Source organism: Simonsiella muelleri ATCC 29453 (assembly GCF_002951835.1).
Taxonomy (GTDB): domain Bacteria; phylum Pseudomonadota; class Gammaproteobacteria; order Burkholderiales; family Neisseriaceae; genus Simonsiella; species Simonsiella muelleri.
The window spans coordinates 2,013,060-2,029,580 of the sequence record NZ_CP019448.1; the positions used below are offsets into that span (position 1 = coordinate 2,013,060).

General features: G+C 43.1%; 16 protein-coding genes. 10 read left to right on the forward strand and 6 right to left on the reverse strand.

Annotated elements, in window-relative coordinates:
* The first annotated feature begins 42 nt into the window (after nucleotides 1–42).
* The 5 genes from smc (at nucleotide 43) to BWP33_RS10115 (ending at nucleotide 7,077) form a co-directional block, all read left to right on the forward strand.
* Nucleotides 43–3,522 carry a chromosome segregation protein SMC gene (gene smc, locus BWP33_RS10095; protein ID WP_002641421.1) on the forward strand — a complete coding sequence of 1,160 codons (3,480 nt, stop codon included), beginning with the start codon at nucleotides 43–45 and terminating at the stop codon, nucleotides 3,520–3,522.
* Nucleotides 3,523–3,796: 274 nt separating this feature from the next.
* On the forward strand, nucleotides 3,797–4,726 hold the full coding sequence (fmt, locus tag BWP33_RS10100; RefSeq protein ID WP_002641420.1) for a methionyl-tRNA formyltransferase: 930 nt from the start codon (nucleotides 3,797–3,799) through the stop codon (nucleotides 4,724–4,726).
* Nucleotides 4,727–4,791: 65 nt separating this feature from the next.
* Entirely contained in the window at nucleotides 4,792–5,484 is a 693-nt protein-coding gene (locus BWP33_RS10105; RefSeq protein WP_002641419.1) for a phospholipase D family protein, read from the forward strand.
* Between the two features lie 51 nt (nucleotides 5,485–5,535).
* Nucleotides 5,536–6,375, forward strand: a complete 840-nt coding sequence (locus tag BWP33_RS10110; RefSeq protein WP_002641418.1) for a class II glutamine amidotransferase — start codon at nucleotides 5,536–5,538, stop codon at nucleotides 6,373–6,375.
* 60 nt (nucleotides 6,376–6,435) lie between these two features.
* Complete coding sequence (locus tag BWP33_RS10115; RefSeq protein ID WP_002641417.1) at nucleotides 6,436–7,077, forward strand: hypothetical protein; 642 nt, start codon at nucleotides 6,436–6,438, stop codon at nucleotides 7,075–7,077.
* Between the two features lie 74 nt (nucleotides 7,078–7,151).
* On the opposite strand, the gene recO is transcribed toward BWP33_RS10115, so the two are convergent.
* A complete protein-coding gene (gene recO, locus BWP33_RS10120; protein WP_002641416.1) occupies nucleotides 7,152–7,907 on the reverse strand; it encodes a DNA repair protein RecO in 756 nt (251 codons plus the stop codon).
* Between the two features lie 179 nt (nucleotides 7,908–8,086).
* Between recO and BWP33_RS10125 the strand changes: the two genes are divergently transcribed.
* The 4 genes from BWP33_RS10125 (at nucleotide 8,087) to cysK (ending at nucleotide 11,714) form a co-directional block, all read left to right on the forward strand.
* Complete coding sequence (locus BWP33_RS10125; protein WP_002641415.1) at nucleotides 8,087–9,466, forward strand: amino acid permease; 1,380 nt, start codon at nucleotides 8,087–8,089, stop codon at nucleotides 9,464–9,466.
* Nucleotides 9,467–9,641: 175 nt separating this feature from the next.
* Nucleotides 9,642–10,013: a 30S ribosome-binding factor RbfA gene (rbfA, locus tag BWP33_RS10130; protein ID WP_002641414.1), complete on the forward strand. Its 372-nt coding sequence runs from the start codon at nucleotides 9,642–9,644 to the stop codon at nucleotides 10,011–10,013.
* A gap of 17 nt (nucleotides 10,014–10,030) precedes the next feature.
* Nucleotides 10,031–10,669 carry a thiamine diphosphokinase gene (locus BWP33_RS10135; RefSeq protein WP_002641413.1) on the forward strand — a complete coding sequence of 213 codons (639 nt, stop codon included), beginning with the start codon at nucleotides 10,031–10,033 and terminating at the stop codon, nucleotides 10,667–10,669.
* A gap of 112 nt (nucleotides 10,670–10,781) precedes the next feature.
* Complete coding sequence (cysK, locus tag BWP33_RS10140) at nucleotides 10,782–11,714, forward strand: cysteine synthase A (protein WP_002641412.1); 933 nt, start codon at nucleotides 10,782–10,784, stop codon at nucleotides 11,712–11,714.
* A gap of 68 nt (nucleotides 11,715–11,782) precedes the next feature.
* Here the strand turns inward: cysK and BWP33_RS10145 are convergent, their stop codons facing one another.
* The 3 genes from BWP33_RS10145 to BWP33_RS12530 form a co-directional block, all read right to left on the reverse strand.
* A complete protein-coding gene (locus tag BWP33_RS10145; RefSeq protein WP_002641411.1) occupies nucleotides 11,783–12,574 on the reverse strand; it encodes a MipA/OmpV family protein in 792 nt (263 codons plus the stop codon).
* 87 nt (nucleotides 12,575–12,661) lie between these two features.
* Nucleotides 12,662–13,696 (reverse strand): Holliday junction branch migration DNA helicase RuvB, encoded by a 1,035-nt coding sequence (gene ruvB / locus BWP33_RS10150; protein ID WP_002641410.1) that lies wholly within the window; start codon nucleotides 13,694–13,696, stop codon nucleotides 12,662–12,664.
* Complete coding sequence (locus tag BWP33_RS12530; RefSeq protein WP_155999526.1) at nucleotides 13,680–13,817, reverse strand: hypothetical protein; 138 nt, start codon at nucleotides 13,815–13,817, stop codon at nucleotides 13,680–13,682. The genes ruvB and BWP33_RS12530 overlap by 17 nt, the downstream gene beginning before the upstream one ends.
* On the opposite strand from BWP33_RS12530, the gene BWP33_RS10155 reads away from it, so the two are divergent.
* Nucleotides 13,816–15,441 carry an ABC-F family ATPase gene (locus BWP33_RS10155; protein WP_002641409.1) on the forward strand — a complete coding sequence of 542 codons (1,626 nt, stop codon included), beginning with the start codon at nucleotides 13,816–13,818 and terminating at the stop codon, nucleotides 15,439–15,441. The two genes, BWP33_RS12530 and BWP33_RS10155, sit on opposite strands and share 2 nt — an antisense overlap.
* Before the next feature lie 67 nt (nucleotides 15,442–15,508).
* Here BWP33_RS10155 and BWP33_RS10160 read toward each other — a convergent pair whose 3' ends face one another.
* A complete protein-coding gene (locus tag BWP33_RS10160; protein ID WP_002641408.1) occupies nucleotides 15,509–15,937 on the reverse strand; it encodes a hypothetical protein in 429 nt (142 codons plus the stop codon).
* Nucleotides 15,934–16,431, reverse strand: coding sequence for an outer membrane protein assembly factor BamE (locus BWP33_RS10165; protein WP_002641407.1), 498 nt, complete (start codon nucleotides 16,429–16,431; stop codon nucleotides 15,934–15,936). Before BWP33_RS10165 ends, BWP33_RS10160 begins: the two co-directional genes overlap by 4 nt.
* Nucleotides 16,432–16,521 lie beyond the last annotated feature (90 nt).

Consider the following 16,521-nt stretch of genomic DNA (forward strand, 5'->3'; position numbering starts at 1 on the left):
GTTATAATTTGCGGTTTTGTTGTGGCATTTTTAGGCTGAATTATGCGTCTAACCCATATTAAATTAGCAGGATTCAAATCATTTACCGACCCAACAACCATTCACGTCCCCAGTCAACTGGTTGCCGTGATTGGACCCAACGGCTGTGGTAAATCCAATGTGATTGACGCGGTACGTTGGGTATTGGGTGAAGCGTCCGCCAAACAATTGCGCGGCGAAAATATGCAAGACGTGATTTTCAATGGCGCAGCCACGCGCCGCCCTGCCCCACGTGCATCAGTGGAATTGGTGTTTGACAATCACGACCACGCACTACAAGGCTCATGGGGACAATACAGCGAAATCTCCATCAAACGCCAATTAACCCGTCAAGGCGAATCCAGTTATTTTATTAATAATCAATCGGTTCGCCGCCGTGATATTACCGATTTATTTTTGGGAACAGGCATCGGCTCGCGCGGTTATGCCGTCATTGAACAGGGCATGATTTCACGCATTATTGAAGCGCGTCCCGAAGAATTGCGCGTGTACATTGAAGAAGCCGCAGGCATCTCAAAATACAAAGAACGCCGCCGCGAAACCGAAACACGTCTCAAGGATACACGTGAACATTTGCAACGTCTCGCAGATTTGCAAGCAGAATTGGCACGCCAAGTAGAAAAATTGGACAAACAAGCCGCCACCGCCGCCCAATACCGCCAATGGGTTGATGAATTGACCGAATTGGAAAATGTGTTAAATTATGTCAATTGGCAGAACGCTTTAGCTGATGCTGACCGCGCCAGCAAAGAACACACAGCCGCCCAATTTCAATTAGAGCACTTTACCGAACATCAGCAACAATTAAACGAGCAACTCCAATCTTTACGCGACACCGAACAAGAACAACAGCAACAAAATCATTCGCTTAACCAAGAACACGCTCTGTTACGTGAACAAATCGCTCGCTTGGAAGAACAAATCCGCGCTCAACAAAATCAACAACAACGCGTGGAACGTGAACGCATCACCGCTCAAAACACCTTAAGCAAAATTCAACACGAACAAATCATGTTGCAAAGCGAAAAAGATTTACTGGAAGCAGATTTGGCTGATAAACAAATTGAAATCAGTGAATTAGCCATGTTGGTTACCGAACATGAAGCACGGCTACCTGAATTGGAAGATGCACAAAACCTTGCCAACATTAATTTTCAAAATCAACAAGATGAATTCAATCGCATCAAACGCGAGTTTGCCGTCAAACAGCAACAACTCAAACACACACAAGACAATTTAAACGCCACACTCGCCCGACAAACCCGCTTGGAAAGTGAACGTAATGCGCTGAATTTGCCTGCCGATGACGAATTAATACGCGCCCAGCAAACCGCACAAACCCTGCAAATTCAATATGATGAATTAGAAAAAACATTACACAAATACGAAACACTTTCAGGCAGCCTGAAAAGTGAATGGCAAACCGCACAAACCGAATACAATACCTTGTATCAACAATCCTTGACCGCCCAAGCCCAACAACAAGCGTTGATGCAATTGTTAGCAGAACAGCCACAACACGATTTTTGGGCGAATACGTCCGCCGCCAACGCCCCCATTTTGTGGCAGCACATTAACGCGCCATCGGATTGGCAGCACGCATTGGGCGTGGTGTTGGCGGAGCGACTTCATGCGCGGTCGGTGCCTCAAGATTTTGTTTTACCAAACGATTTACCGCAAGGAGCAGCCGCTTGGACAACGGTTTCAGGCAGCCTGAACACCAAATCGCAACCCGCGCAAGCCTTATTAAATCAAATTCAAGCAGACAAAATGTTTCAGGCAGCCTTACAACACTGGTTGGATGGGGTGTTGTGTGCGCCAAATTTAACCTACGCATTGGCACAACAAAATCAGTTGCAAAATCATCAAATTTGGCTCACACCCGAAGGCCATCGCGTAGACAAATTAAGCGTGGTTTTGTATGAACAAAATAATACCAATCAATTAATTAACCAAAAAATACGCCACGATGAACTCATTCAAGAATTAGCCGAACTTGCGCCGCAATTAGCCGCAGCCGAATACAAATTAAACCAAATTCACGAAAAAAATCAACATCATGAACAACAATATCGCGAATACCAAATCCAACACCGTACCCAAACTCATGCCCTACAAACCGCACAAAATGAAGCCAATCAATTATTTGCGCGTACCAATCAAGGGCAACTGCGCCGCGCCCAAATTGAACAAGAATCCACCCAACTAACCGAAGAAGCCCAACTGCTCACCCAACAACGCAACTCGTTAGCAGACGATGTGGACACGCTGGCACACGCCATTTCCGAATTTGAATATCAACACCAGCAACATTCACAAACCCATCAGCAACAACAAAATGCCGCCAAACAAGCACGCTTGGCATTATTGGAAAGCAATCGTCAGTATGGTTTAGCAGAAATTGGCTTGCACAAACAACAACAACGCTTGGAATCCGTGCAGCAGCAATTGGACGTACTGGCACAACAACAAGCCGATTGGCAAGCCCGACAACTGGATTTATCGCTCACAGAAGATGACTCGGAAAATCACGACCGCCACGCTGAATTGGAAATGCTGTTGGAAATGTCCGCATCTTTGTTGGAACAAATTGATGCCGCCCAGTCGCGCTTAAATCACACCCAAGAACAGGCGCGTGAAGTCTATTCGCAGCAACAAAATTTGGCAGCCAGTCAGCCCAATTTACAAGAGAATATTCAGGCTGCCTTATTGAAACAGCAGGAATTTTTAATCAATGCCAAACGCTTTCATCAACATTTGTTGGACGCAAAAGCCGATTTGTTACAATTGGAAGAACAAGCGCAAACCGCAGAGCCACCTGAAAATATGTCGCGCCAAATCATTCAATTAAATCAAAAAATACAGAATTTAGGCGCAGTCAATTTAGCCGCGCTGGAAGAATTGGCAGAAGCACAAGAACGCGACACTTATTACCGCACGCAAAGTGAAGACGTTCAGGCTGCCATCACGCTGCTGGAAGAAGCCATCGGACAAATTGATGATGAAACCAAAACACGTTTCAAAGAAACCTTTGAATTGGTTAATGAAAAAATGCAATCGTTTTTCCCAACTTTATTCGGTGGTGGCGAAGCACGTTTACACATGGTCGGCGATGATTTGCTGACGGCTGGGGTGTCCATTATGGCACGTCCGCCTGGTAAAAAAAACAGCACGATTTATTTGCTTTCGGGTGGCGAAAAAGCTTTGACGGCAATGAGTTTGGTATTTGCGCTGTTTAGTTTGAATCCTGCGCCATTTTGTTTGTTGGACGAAGTAGATGCGCCGCTTGATGACGCAAACACCAGCCGTTTTTGTAATTTAGTCAAAGAGATGTCAGCACAAACGCAATTTTTGTACATTTCACACAATCGCTTAACAATGGAAATGGCAGAGCAATTGGTCGGCGTAACGATGCAAGAGAAAGGCGTGTCGCGAATTGTGGCGGTGGATATTCAGCAAGCCTTAAAAATGGCAGAAAGTTGATTAAACAACGAATTTTTGTTTAACACATTCAAAATCGCCTTGTCCTGTTGAATTTAATCCACTGTCAAAAAACCGTTATTTCCAACCATGAAATGGCGGTTTTTTTCTTACAAGATAACAAAATTTATCTTTATTATGAAAGGACATGGCGTATCGCCGCCATACTCACTCTGACACACTCAACGTTGGTTGGCAAAATCTTTATTTTGTTGCAGGTCATTTTTTCAGGCTGCCTGAAAATATTGTAAAATCGTTTTATTTTTGGAGAATCATCATGCGCGTCATTTTTGCTGGAACACCTGATTTTGCGGCCGCCGCCTTACGAGCAATTGCCGAAGCTGGCTTTGAAATCCCACTCGTTTTGACGCAACCTGACCGTCCCAAAGGTCGTGGTATGCAATTGCAAGCCAGTCCTGTGAAACAAACTGCGTTGGATTTGGGTTTGCACGTGGCACAGCCTGAAAAATTACGGAACAACACCGAAGCATTGGCAATGTTGCGTGATGTGAATGCTGATGTGATGGTAGTAGCGGCGTATGGCTTGATTTTGCCACCAGAGGTGTTGGATACGCCCAAATATGGTTGTTTGAATATTCACGCATCGTTGCTACCACGTTGGCGTGGAGCTGCACCCATTCAACGCGCGATTGAAGCAGGTGATGCCGAGACGGGCGTGTGCATCATGCAAATGGACGCGGGTTTGGATACGGGCGCGGTGGTTAGCAAACACCGTTACACCATTCAAACCACTGACACCGCCAATGAAGTTCACGATGAATTGATGAAATTAGGTGCAATGGCAATTGTGTCGGATTTGCAAGAATTGGCACGTTCAGGCAGCCTAAAAGCCACCCCACAGCCTGAAAACGGCGTTACCTACGCACAAAAATTATCCAAAGAAGAAGCACAAATTAACTGGCAAGAACCCGCCGAACTCATTACCCGAAAAATCCGCGCCTTTAACCCTGTCCCCACCGCATGGACAAACTGGCAAGGCAAACCCATGAAAATTTGGCAAGCACATTTTGTCGCACAATCAGGAGCAGTGGGTGAAGTGTTGGCAGCAAATGGCGATGGCATTGTGGTGGCATGTGGCAATGGCGCAATTTGCATTACCGAATTGCAAGCGTCTGGCAGCAAACGCATGACTGTACAAGCGTTTTTGGCTGGGCGTGAGATGACGGTTGGAGAAGTATTTGAATGAGTTTGCATCAACAATATTTTCAAATGACCTGAAACAGATTCAACTTTAAAATAAGGATTTTTGAAATGGCAAAATTTCTCAACACCAGTGCAACCACTTATTATTTAGAAGAATTAATTAAACATTCAAGCGAACGCTTATATTTGATTAGCCCCTATCTCAAACTCAACGACCGCATCAAAGAATTATTAGAAGACAAAAACCGCATGAAAATTGACATTCGCATTGTGTATGGCAAAAGCGAATTACAACCTGCGGAAGCCAGTTGGTTGAAAACATTGGACTATGTGCGAACCAGTTATTGTCAAAATTTACACGCAAAATGTTACATCAGCGAATCAGCTTGCATCATTACCAGCTTGAATTTGTACGAATTTAGCCAAATTAATAACAACGAAATGGGCATTTTGCTAACCCGACTCAATGATACCGAAGTCTATCGCGATGCCTACGAAGAAGCCACACGCATTATTCGCATCAGCGAAGAAGTTAAAATTTCGCTTGATGTGGTCAACAAATCACCTGAAACCAACACGCCACCTGAAACACATTCGCATCAAGGTTTAACCACCAGCAAATTAGCAGAAAAATGGGGAATGAATCGCGCCGAATGCAATCAAAAATTATGCGAAGCTGGGTTACAAGAATTAAATGGCAAAAATTATTTTCTAACCGAAAAAGGTAAGCAATCAGGTGCAAGCGTGAAAAAAGGACAATATGGTTATTTCATCGTTTGGTCAGCTGATTTGACCCTGTAATTTTCAGGCAGCCTGAAAATTAAATAACAAAAAAATCAAAGGAAAAACACCATGTGCCAATTACTCGGCATGAATTGCAACACACCCACAGACATCATTTTCTCATTTGAAGGCTTCAGCAAACGTGGCGGTTTAACCGACCACCACACCGATGGTTTTGGTATCGGATTTTTTGAAGGGCGCGGTATGCGTTTGTTTTTAGATAATCATCCCAGCGCACAATCACCCGTTGCCGAACTGGTACGAAATTATCCAATTAAATCCGAAAACGTCATCGCCCATATCCGCAAAGCCTCACAAGGCAAAACCACACTGGAAAATACTCACCCCTTTCAACGCGAATTATGGGGTGAATACTGGTTGTTCGCACACAATGGACATTTACTTAACTTTTCGCCTGAATTTGAGTATTATCAACCTGTTGGCTGTACCGACAGCGAACGCGCTTTGTGTTATCTGCTGGATAAATTACGCAGACAATTTCCGCAAAAACCCGACCGCCAAACCTTATGCGTTGCCATCAAAAATATTGTGCAGGAAATTCGCGAATTTGGTATGTTTAACATGATATTATCCAATGGAGAAATGCTGTTCACGCACACCAGCACCCTGCTTTATTACATCGTCCGCCAAATGCCGTTTGGTCAAGCCCGTTTGGTTGATGAAGATATTACCATTGATTTCAATCAGGTAACCACGCCCAATGACCGCGTTGCTGTCATCGCCACGCTGCCGCTAACCAATAACGAAAGTTGGCAACAAATGGCACAAAATGAATTTGCCGTTTTCCATCATGGTATGATTGTGTACCGTGATTGTCCGCCATCGCCTGTGTATTTGACAAAAGAAGAAGGTTTGGCAATTGCGCGTTCGGTTGGGACGGCTTGTTGAATGTTCAGGCTGCCTGAAAATTTTCCCTACAATTTAACCCATTCACTCAAGGAGATTTTTATGAAAAAATTATTATCCATTACTGCCCTACTCGCTTTAACTGCTTGCGGCGGACAATCCACACAAGACAAACAAATCGCTGAAAATGCCAAAAAAATTGAAATTTTGGAACAAGAAGCCAAAATCAAACAACTGGAAGCCGCCGCCCAAGCTGCACCCGCTCAAGCAGCTAGCCAAGTGTACCAACTCGCCGCCAGTGCAGTCGCTAACACCATTCCCAAAAATTTACAAGACCAAGCCAAAACATCGGGACAACCCATCACAGGCACAGACGGGCAACAATATATGTATGACCCAGACAGTGGCAATTGGTTATTGTATGGCGCGATTGGCGCGGCGGCTGGCTATTTGATGGCAAATGCAATGAACAATAAAAATGCAGCTAAATATCAACCTGTTAGCCAGCCAACATCTGCTGTACAACGCGTGTACAAAGATTATGCCGTCAAACACCCCAACCAAATTCCAGCACCACGCGCCGCCGCGCCAGCCAACAACAATAAACCATTTGTCTCGGCTGCCACACCACAAAACCAACCCGCAGCACGTCCAACACCCAATTATCGCCAAGCCCAACCTGCTCCATACCAATCAGGTAGCCGATTTGGTTTAGGTGGGGGTCGCGGCGGTCGCCGCCGTTAATTTTTCAGGCAGCCTGAAACCTGTATTCATAGCCAAGCGCAATAGGTACATTAAGTGGCGGTCAAAACAAGCTATTAAGAAGGTTTTGTAAAGGTTTCGGCTCGTGATTTCAATTGATTTAATTGTTGCAAAATCAATCGTGTGTGCATTTCAGGCAGCCTGAAATCAATTAATTCACGCATCACTTTAGCGGCGGTTTGTGCGTATTTGGGCTGACTGAATTGTCCTTGTTGAATTTGCTGCAACACCACGCCTTGCGCCACTGTTCCCGTTTCAGGCTGCCTGAAAGATTCACCCACATGGCACACCGCTTCTTCCGCACGAATCCAATAATATTTTTCTGATTCAATCAGTTGATTATTTGAATCCAACGAAAAATCAGGCGCAACCCCCAAAGTATTCAACAGCGCATATTCAAATTGCCGCAACGCTGCAACGTGATTTTCTTGCGTGCAAATGCTTTGCATCACGCGATAAAGTGCAGCATAAATATCATCATGTGGGTCTTCTCTAGCAGTTAATTTCATCAATAATTCATTTACATACATCGCACTAAACAAAGCACGTGAATGCGGTTGCGCCCAACCACCGAGCCATTCTGCACGATGCAACGTTTTCAATTCTTCCTTGCCATACCAAGATGCCGAAAGCGGCACAAATGGAATCAACACACCACGCAACTCCGAACCACGTGTCCGCGCACTTCTCGCCAACAGTGCCACGCGCCCATAATCACGGCTAAATGCTTCCACCCAAAGACTATTTTCACGCCAAGGCTTCGTGCTTAACAAAAAGATTGGTTGATGATTGATGCGATTCGATTGCGACATAATAAACAAATGATTTAACGAAAAATGAAATTATAGCTTAAGCAACCAATCTTTCAGGCAGCCTGAAAATATTTTGAATAAATCATGAATATTTAACGTACTTTTACGCATAATATTGCGTATTTTAACCATTAAAGCTATAGTGGCATTTTTGGTTCAATTGAAAAGAAAGAGATTTTATGGGGCAACCAAACACACATCATAAACAGTTACAACGTAAGCTGAAAAATCGCCATCTACAATTAATTGCCATCGGTGGTGCAATTGGTACGGGTTTATTTATGGGTTCAGGCAAAACGATTAGTTTGGCTGGGCCTTCGGTGATTTTCACTTACTTACTGATTGGTTTTTTTCTATTTTTTATTATGCGTGCGATGGGTGAATTGCTGTTATCGGATTTAAAATACAAGTCATTTACCGATTTTTCACATCACATTTTGGGACCAGGCGCAGGCTTTTTTGTGGGTTGGACATATTGGTTTTGCTGGGTGGTAATTGGCATGGCGGACATTATTGCGATTACGGAGTATGTGCGTTTTTGGTGGGCTGACGTGCCGTTATGGTTACCCGGATTGCTGTGTATTGGGATGATGGCGGCCATGAATTTGCTAACAGTGCGTTTATTCGGTGAGATGGAGTTTTGGTTTGCGCTGATTAAAATTGTGGCGATTGTGGGATTAATTTTGGTGGGTGGATATTTGGTTTTCACTTCTTTCGTGAATCCCAACACGGGTTTACCAGCATCGTTAAGTTATTTATGGGCGCGTGAAGGCGGTATTTTTCCAAATGGCATCAGTGGTTTTTTCTCGGCATTTCAAATTGCATTTTTTGCGTTTGTAGGGATTGAATTAGTCGGTACAGCAGCAGCAGAAACCCAAGACCCTTACAAAAATTTACCCGCTGCGATTAATCGCATTCCAATTCGTGTGATTATTTTTTACGTTTTGGCGTTGGGTGTGATTATGACAGTTACGCCTTGGGACGCGGTGGATCCGAAAAAAAGCCCTTTTGTCAATATGTTCACATTAATTGGGATTCCGATTGCAGCAAGTTTAATTAATTTGGTGGTGTTATCATCGGCATTATCGTCGGCAAATGGAGGGATGTTTTCTACGGGGCGAATGTTGTTTGGTCTGTCGCATTCTAAAGCGGCACCGCGTTTATTTGGTTTGTTAAATATCAACGGTGTACCAGCACCTGCGTTGTTGTTTTCGTGTGCATTTTTGTTGTTGGGGATTGTTTTATTGTACCAAGACGGCGATATTATGAATATGTTCACAATTGTAACAACCATTTCCAGCATTGGCTTTATTTTTGTGTGGATTATGATTTTGTTGTCGTATATTAAATACCGCAAAATACATCCCGAATTACACGAAAAGTCAGTTTATAAAATGCCAGGAGGAGTACCAATGTGTTATGCCTGTTTGGCGTTTTTGGTGTTTTCGTTGTATTTGTTCACACGTGATAAAGATACACTCAAAGGCATGTTGTACACACCTGTGTGGTTTGGGATTTTAGGTGTAAGCTATTATTTTCTTTACCGTAAAAAATCTTAATATTGCATTCCATGTTAATCTTTTCAGGCTGCCTGAAAATCATTTTAAAACTTTCACCAAACTTATTTTGAATTGATTTTTGATACCCGTAACTCACGTTTCGCAAGACGCGTAATCCGCTGAAAGTTTTTTTAATTCGCGTATAATATCGTTTTTTCATTAACAGAGACCAATCATGCCTAAACCACAACGAAACGGCTATGCACGTATTGACCGCGTGAAAGAACAAGTCATGCGCGAATTAGCCGAACTCATCCGTACAGGTTTAAAAGACCCACGTGCGGGATTAATTACCATCAATGATGTGGAAGTAACACGCGATTATAGTCATGCCACCGTATTTTACACCGTGTTAAGCGGCGATCGCACCGCTAGCGCAGAAGCCTTAGAACACGCCAAAGGTTTTTTGCGCAGCGAATTAGCTAAAAGAATCAGTGTGTTTCGCACACCAGAATTGCATTTTCAATATGATGAATCGTTGGAACGCGGCGTCAATTTAGCTCATTTAATTGACCAAGTCGCCAGCGAAAAACCCATTCAAGATTAATTCAGGCAGCCTGAAAAATGTTTACGCTGATTTTTTGCGCTGGCGCACCGAATCCCAATTTATCTTATTTAAATCAACATTATGATTTATTGGTTGGCGTGGACGCTGGCGCACAGACTTTACAACAACACGGACACATCCCCGATTGGGCAGTCGGTGATTTTGACAGTGCACCGCCACCAAAGGTGTCGCGTGTTTTGCGTTTGCCACCCGAAAAAAATGACACTGACTTGGAAGCAGCATTGCTGCATATTTTACCTAAGTATCCAATTGATAAAATTGAAAAAGTCATTATTTTAGGCGCATTAGGTGGTGGGCGATTAGATCATTTACTTGCCAATTTTTACGTGGCGCATCAGCCACGTTTTCGTGCGTACTTAGAGAAATTTTATTTTGTTGAAACACACAATTCGTTGCGATTTTTTGGTGCAGGTCAACACGTCATCACGCGTGAATTAGATAAAAAATATCTATCATTCATTGGATTAACGCCACTACGTGCTTTGAGTTTGCATCAAGTCAAATATCCTTTGAATCAACAAGATTATCATCAAGCCATCGCTTTAATTAGCAATGAATTTCTATCAGACAGCATGAATTTTTCTTTACAATCAGGTATTTTGGCGGTTATTCAATCCGCAGATGCATTTACCTAATCACAAATATAACCATTTAATCTAAAGCAAATGAAGATAAAATCTTTTCTTTTGTCAAAATGATAAATTAAACTTTTCGCTGTTATTATCATCGTACTGGGAGTATGAAAATATGAATATTGCAAATAATATCATTGAGTTAATTGGCAATACGCCTTTAGTGCAATTGAACACTTTAACCAAAGATTTACCTGCTAAAATCGCTGTGAAATTGGAATTTTTCAACCCTGGCAACAGTGTCAAAGACCGCATTGCCGCCGCCATGATTGAAGCCGCTGAAAAAGCAGGAAAAATCAACAAACAAACCATCATTGTTGAACCAACTTCTGGCAACACTGGCATTGGTTTGGCGATGGTATGTGCAGCAAAGGGCTATAAACTGGTTATTACCATGCCCGAAAGCATGAGCCAAGAACGCAAAATGTTATTACGCGCCTATGGTGCAGAACTAATCTTGACGCCCGCCGCAGAAGGCATGGGCGGTGCAATCGCTAAAGCACAAGAATTAGCAGCCAGCAATCCTGACGTATATTTCGTACCACAACAATTTGAAAACCCTGCCAATCCCGAAGTTCATCGCCAAACCACCGGCGAAGAAATTTGGCGCGATACTGATGGCAAAGTAGATATTTTTGTAGCAGGTGTCGGCACTGGTGGCACGGTTACGGGCGTAGGCGAAACGTTAAAAGCCAAAAACCCCAACATTCAAATCTATGCTGTTGAACCTGAAGCGTCTGCCGTGTTAAGTGGTGGTCAAAAAGGACCACACCCGATTCAAGGCATTGGTGCGGGTTTCATTCCCAAAACATTGAATACAGAAATTTATGATGGTGTCATTCAAGTACCAAATGATGCAGCATTCAAAGTGGCGCGTGAAATGGCACAAAAAGAAGGGATTTTAGTGGGTATTTCTTCTGGAGCGGCGGTTTGGTCGGCATTGCAATTGGCTGCAAAACCCGAAAACGCTGGTAAATTGATTGTGGTGGTGTTGCCATCGTATGGCGAACGTTATTTATCTACACCATTGTTTGCTGATTTAGCATAAAATTTAAAATAAAAAATGCTGCCTGAAAACAAAAAATCTTTTCAGGCAGCATTTTTTATTGACAAAAATTAAAACGCATAATTAACCAATGAACTCACTGCAATCCCTGTTGCGCGTCCCACGATTGGGCTATTTTTGGCTGAACCTGCCAAATGTTTCACTTCTGCCAACGTGTAAACCGACCAGCGATTATTGATTTTATACGTCCAATCACCTTTCAATGAGTACGCATAAATCCCTGATTTTGCAGTGTGTTGCGCATAACCACTGTTCACACTTTGTTCAGCATTCACACCAAAATAGGTGCGATTAAAATTTTTGTCACCCAAATACGCATTCACGCCCAAATTCACATCATTTTTGTTGTTTTTGAAAACAATGCTTTCGGTGCCAACGCGAAAATCATGACCACGTTTATTTTGTCCTGCAATGGCAAAATTCACTTCGCCAATGATGGACGTGTTGGCGAGTACCTTTTTTGCCACCATCGCATTCATGGTTGCGCTGGGTTTAATTTTGCCCATGCCAAGTAAACGGTCTGAACCATCACGCAAAAAGCTGTCATTTTCTTCGGTACGCCCCAAATCGTAGCCCAAACCTGCGCTGGTGTATAAGCCTGAATCGTTTAAATATTGTGCGCCAACACCACGCAACGCATTAGCATAAAAAATGCCACGTTTCGCACTAATATTTGGTAAAAGCGAAACAGTTTGGTCTTTTGAACCGAGATAACGCGGTGCGGTTTTTGCACCCAAACTCACGGTTACATCGGTTTTATCGCCCCATAATTGTGCCAATGTAGGGGCGGCAAATGTGGTTGAACTACTCATCAACAAAGACAATATTATGATTTTTTTCATATTTATATCCCCAAAAATAAAAAATTGTGTATCAAACAAACCCATATTTTACAAAAAAATCTTTCAGGCTGCCTGAAAGGTTTTTCGCTATTTTTCTATTTTTTGCAAACCAAAATGCGAATATGCAGCATCAGTTGCCATGCGACCACGTGGCGTGCGTTGCAAAAAGCCTTGTTGGATTAAATACGGTTCAATCACATCTTCAATGGTATCAGTCGATTCGCCAATTGCCGCCGCCACATTATCCAAACCCACTGGACCACCTGCAAATTTATGCAACACGGCTTCTAAAAATTTCCTGTCCATCATGTCCAAACCGATTTTGTCCACGTCCAACATAGACAACGCTGCATCGGCAATTTTTGCATCAATACTGCCTGAATGCAACACTTCGGCATAATCACGTACTCGTCTCAACAATCGATTGGCGATACGCGGTGTCCCACGACTTCGACAGGCGATTTCCCATGCACCTTGCTCGTCTAAATCCATGTTCAGCAATTGCGCGGAACGGGCAACAATGGTTGCTAAATCTTTATTTTTATAGAATTCTAACCGCGACACAATCCCAAAACGGTCACGCAATGGATTGGTTAACATACCTGCGCGAGTGGTTGCGCCAACCAAGGTAAAGGGCGGTAAATCAATTTTTACGCTACGCGCTGCCGGGCCTTCACCAATCATAATATCAAGCTGGTAATCTTCCATGGCTGGATACAAAATTTCCTCTACCACAGGACTAAGCCTATGAATTTCATCAATAAATAAAACATCATGTGGTTCAAGATTGGTCAGCAATGCTGCTAAATCGCCCGCACGTTCCAGCACAGGACCAGATGTTTGACGCAAATTCACACCCAATTCACGTGCCATGATGTTTGCCAACGTGGTTTTACCCAATCCTGGGGGGCCAAAAAGTAAAGTATGGTCTAGGGCTTCCCCCCGATTTTTGGCAGCCTGAATAAAAATCGCCAATTGTGTTTTGGCTTTATCTTGCCCGATGTAGTCAGCTAGGGTTTTGGGGCGCAGCGCACGTTCTAATTGTTCTTCTAATTTTGATTGGCTTTGTGGTGTGATGAGACGTGGTACGGCTTGGCTGATGATGTTATCTGTTTGTAGCATGGCATTTGTCCGTAAAATAAAGCAAAATTTTAACAGAAGAAATTTCTTTCAGGCAGCCTGAAAGCCTGAAATATGCTAAAATCGCGCCCATTTTTAAATCATTCAATTTGGCAAAAAACATGATTTCCACCAATAATATTACGATGCAATTTGGCGCAAAGCCTTTATTTGAAAATGTTTCTGTGAAATTTGGCGAAGGCAATCGCTATGGTTTGATTGGCGCGAACGGCTCGGGCAAATCCACATTTATGAAAATTTTGGGCGGCGATTTGGAACAAACAAGCGGCGAAGTAGCCATTGAAAGTGGCGTGCGTTTGGGTAAATTGAAACAAGACCAATTTGCTTATGAAGACATGCGCGTATTAGATGTTGTGATGATGGGACACACCGAGATGTGGGCGGCGATGACCGAACGTGATGCGATTTACGCCAATTTGGAAGCGACCGAAGAAGATTACATGCACGCGGCTGAATTGGAAGCGAAATTTGCCGAATACGATGGTTATACCGCCGAAGCGCGTGCAGGTGAATTGCTGTTAGGCGTGGGCATTGACGAAAGTTTGCATAATGCAACCATGGCGGAAGTTGCGCCTGGTTTTAAATTGCGCGTGTTGTTGGCACAAGCCTTGTTCTCCAAACCTGACGTTTTGTTACTGGATGAGCCGACCAATAACTTGGACATCAATACCATTCGTTGGTTAGAAGGTGTTTTAAATCAATATGATAGCACCATGATTATCATTTCGCACGACCGCCATTTCTTAAACGAAGTCTGCACGCATATGGCGGATTTGGATTACAACACGATTACCATTTACCCAGGTAATTACGATGATTATATGTTGGCGAGCGCACAATCACGTGAACGCGCGTTGAAAGACAACGCCAAAGCCAAAGAAAAATTACAAGAATTACAAGAATTTGTCGCGCGATTTAGTGCCAACAAATCCAAAGCACGTCAAGCCACTTCTCGTTTAAAACAAGCCGATAAAATCAAGGCTGAAATGGTGGAAGTCAAGCCTTCTACGCGCCAAAATCCGTATATCCGTTTTGAAACAGATGAGAAAAATAAATTGCATCGTCAAGCGGTTGAAGTGGAAAACTTGGCAAAATCATTTGATAAAACGCTGTTTGAAAAATTGTCGTATATTCTGGAAGCGGGGCAACGTCTTGCCATCATTGGCCCGAATGGTGCGGGCAAATCCACTTTATTGAAATTGCTGGCAGGTGCATTTGATGCGCAATATTCTGACTTAAAACCTGATTCAGGCAGCATTAAATGGGCAGAAAAAGCCACTATTGGCTATTATCCGCAAGACCACGAAAACGATTTTGACTGCGACATGGATTTAACCGAATGGATGCGCCAATGGGGGCAAGAAGGCGATGATGAACAAGTGATTCGTGGCACATTGGGGCGTTTGTTGTTCGGTGGCAACGATGTGGTAAAAAAAGTCAAAGTGTTATCGGGTGGTGAAAAAGGACGTATGCTGTATGGCAAGTTGCTGTTATTAAAACCAAATGTTCTAATTATGGACGAACCCACCAACCATATGGACATGGAAAGCATTGAGTCTTTGAATATGGCGTTGGAAAAATACAAAGGCACACTGATTTTTATATCACACGACCGCCAATTTGTATCGTCTCTTGCTACACAAATCATTGAGTTAGATGGTAAAGGTGGCTATGAATATTATTTGGGTGATTACGAAGGCTATTTGGCGAAAAAAGGCATTGAGTAAATACCAATAAAGGGCAGCCTGAAAACAGAATATTGTTTTCAGGCTGCCCTTTTTGATATAAATTAATTTAAATTACTTCTAAAACAAAATATTGTTTCAATTTATCGTACACCGCATTTTCCACATTAATACAACCATTGGTCATAATGCGATCAGATACACGCGCCGATGCGATTCGCTCCAATCTATGTTCTTCGGGTTTTAGTGTCCACACGCGATGCAACGCAAAAAGAAAATCATTTTCTTGTTTAAAGCCAATCACATCTCCACCATAACCTGCTTTATCTGTGGCGTAGATAGTCAAATCAAATTTGCCTTTGGGCGTGGTTTTACCCAGCAAAACTGGGTGGCAATCTTGTGTGTCCGTGAAACACAATTCAGCGCGGTCAGCGTGTACCACCACTTTCCTGCTCTTTTTAAATGATTGAAAATCAAATGCTTGTGTACTAATTGGCAAAACACACAAAATGACTGCCCAAAACCAATTTCGCATCATTGACGAATTCTCGCAGGTGTTTGAATAACTTCACGAATAATAACTTGTGGAGGAGGCGTAACAGGTGCAGGCGCAGGTGGTGGACACGCCGCACCCACAGGGTCTACAGCTCGCCAATGGAATGTACGCGCATATTTTTCATTATCAAACAAAACCTTAAATTGACAAGTGGTTACACCTTCCGTACCTTGATTGGGCGTATTGAAGTGAAATAAATAATCCCATTCACGCACACGAAAGCCCTCATCAAATTGTGGTCTACCAATTAAATCATAGAGTTGGTCTTTACTCATGCCTGAACGAATTTGTTTCAAATTTTCCCAGTTGGGAAATGTGCCACGGTCTTTGTTGAACGTCGTGGACACAGGGTTAGGCCAGTGCAACTCATCTGCTGTACCATTGGCGCGTACCATCGTACCTGACGTGCCACACGCCGCTAAAACCGCACTCGCCAACACTGCCAAACTGATTCGGCGAATTTTTTTGATATTCATATAATTTAATCCTTCAATTCACTATAAATGAAATAGCTGGATTTTTCAGGCCACCTTATTTTCAGGCAGCCTGAAAAACGTTTTTTAGTC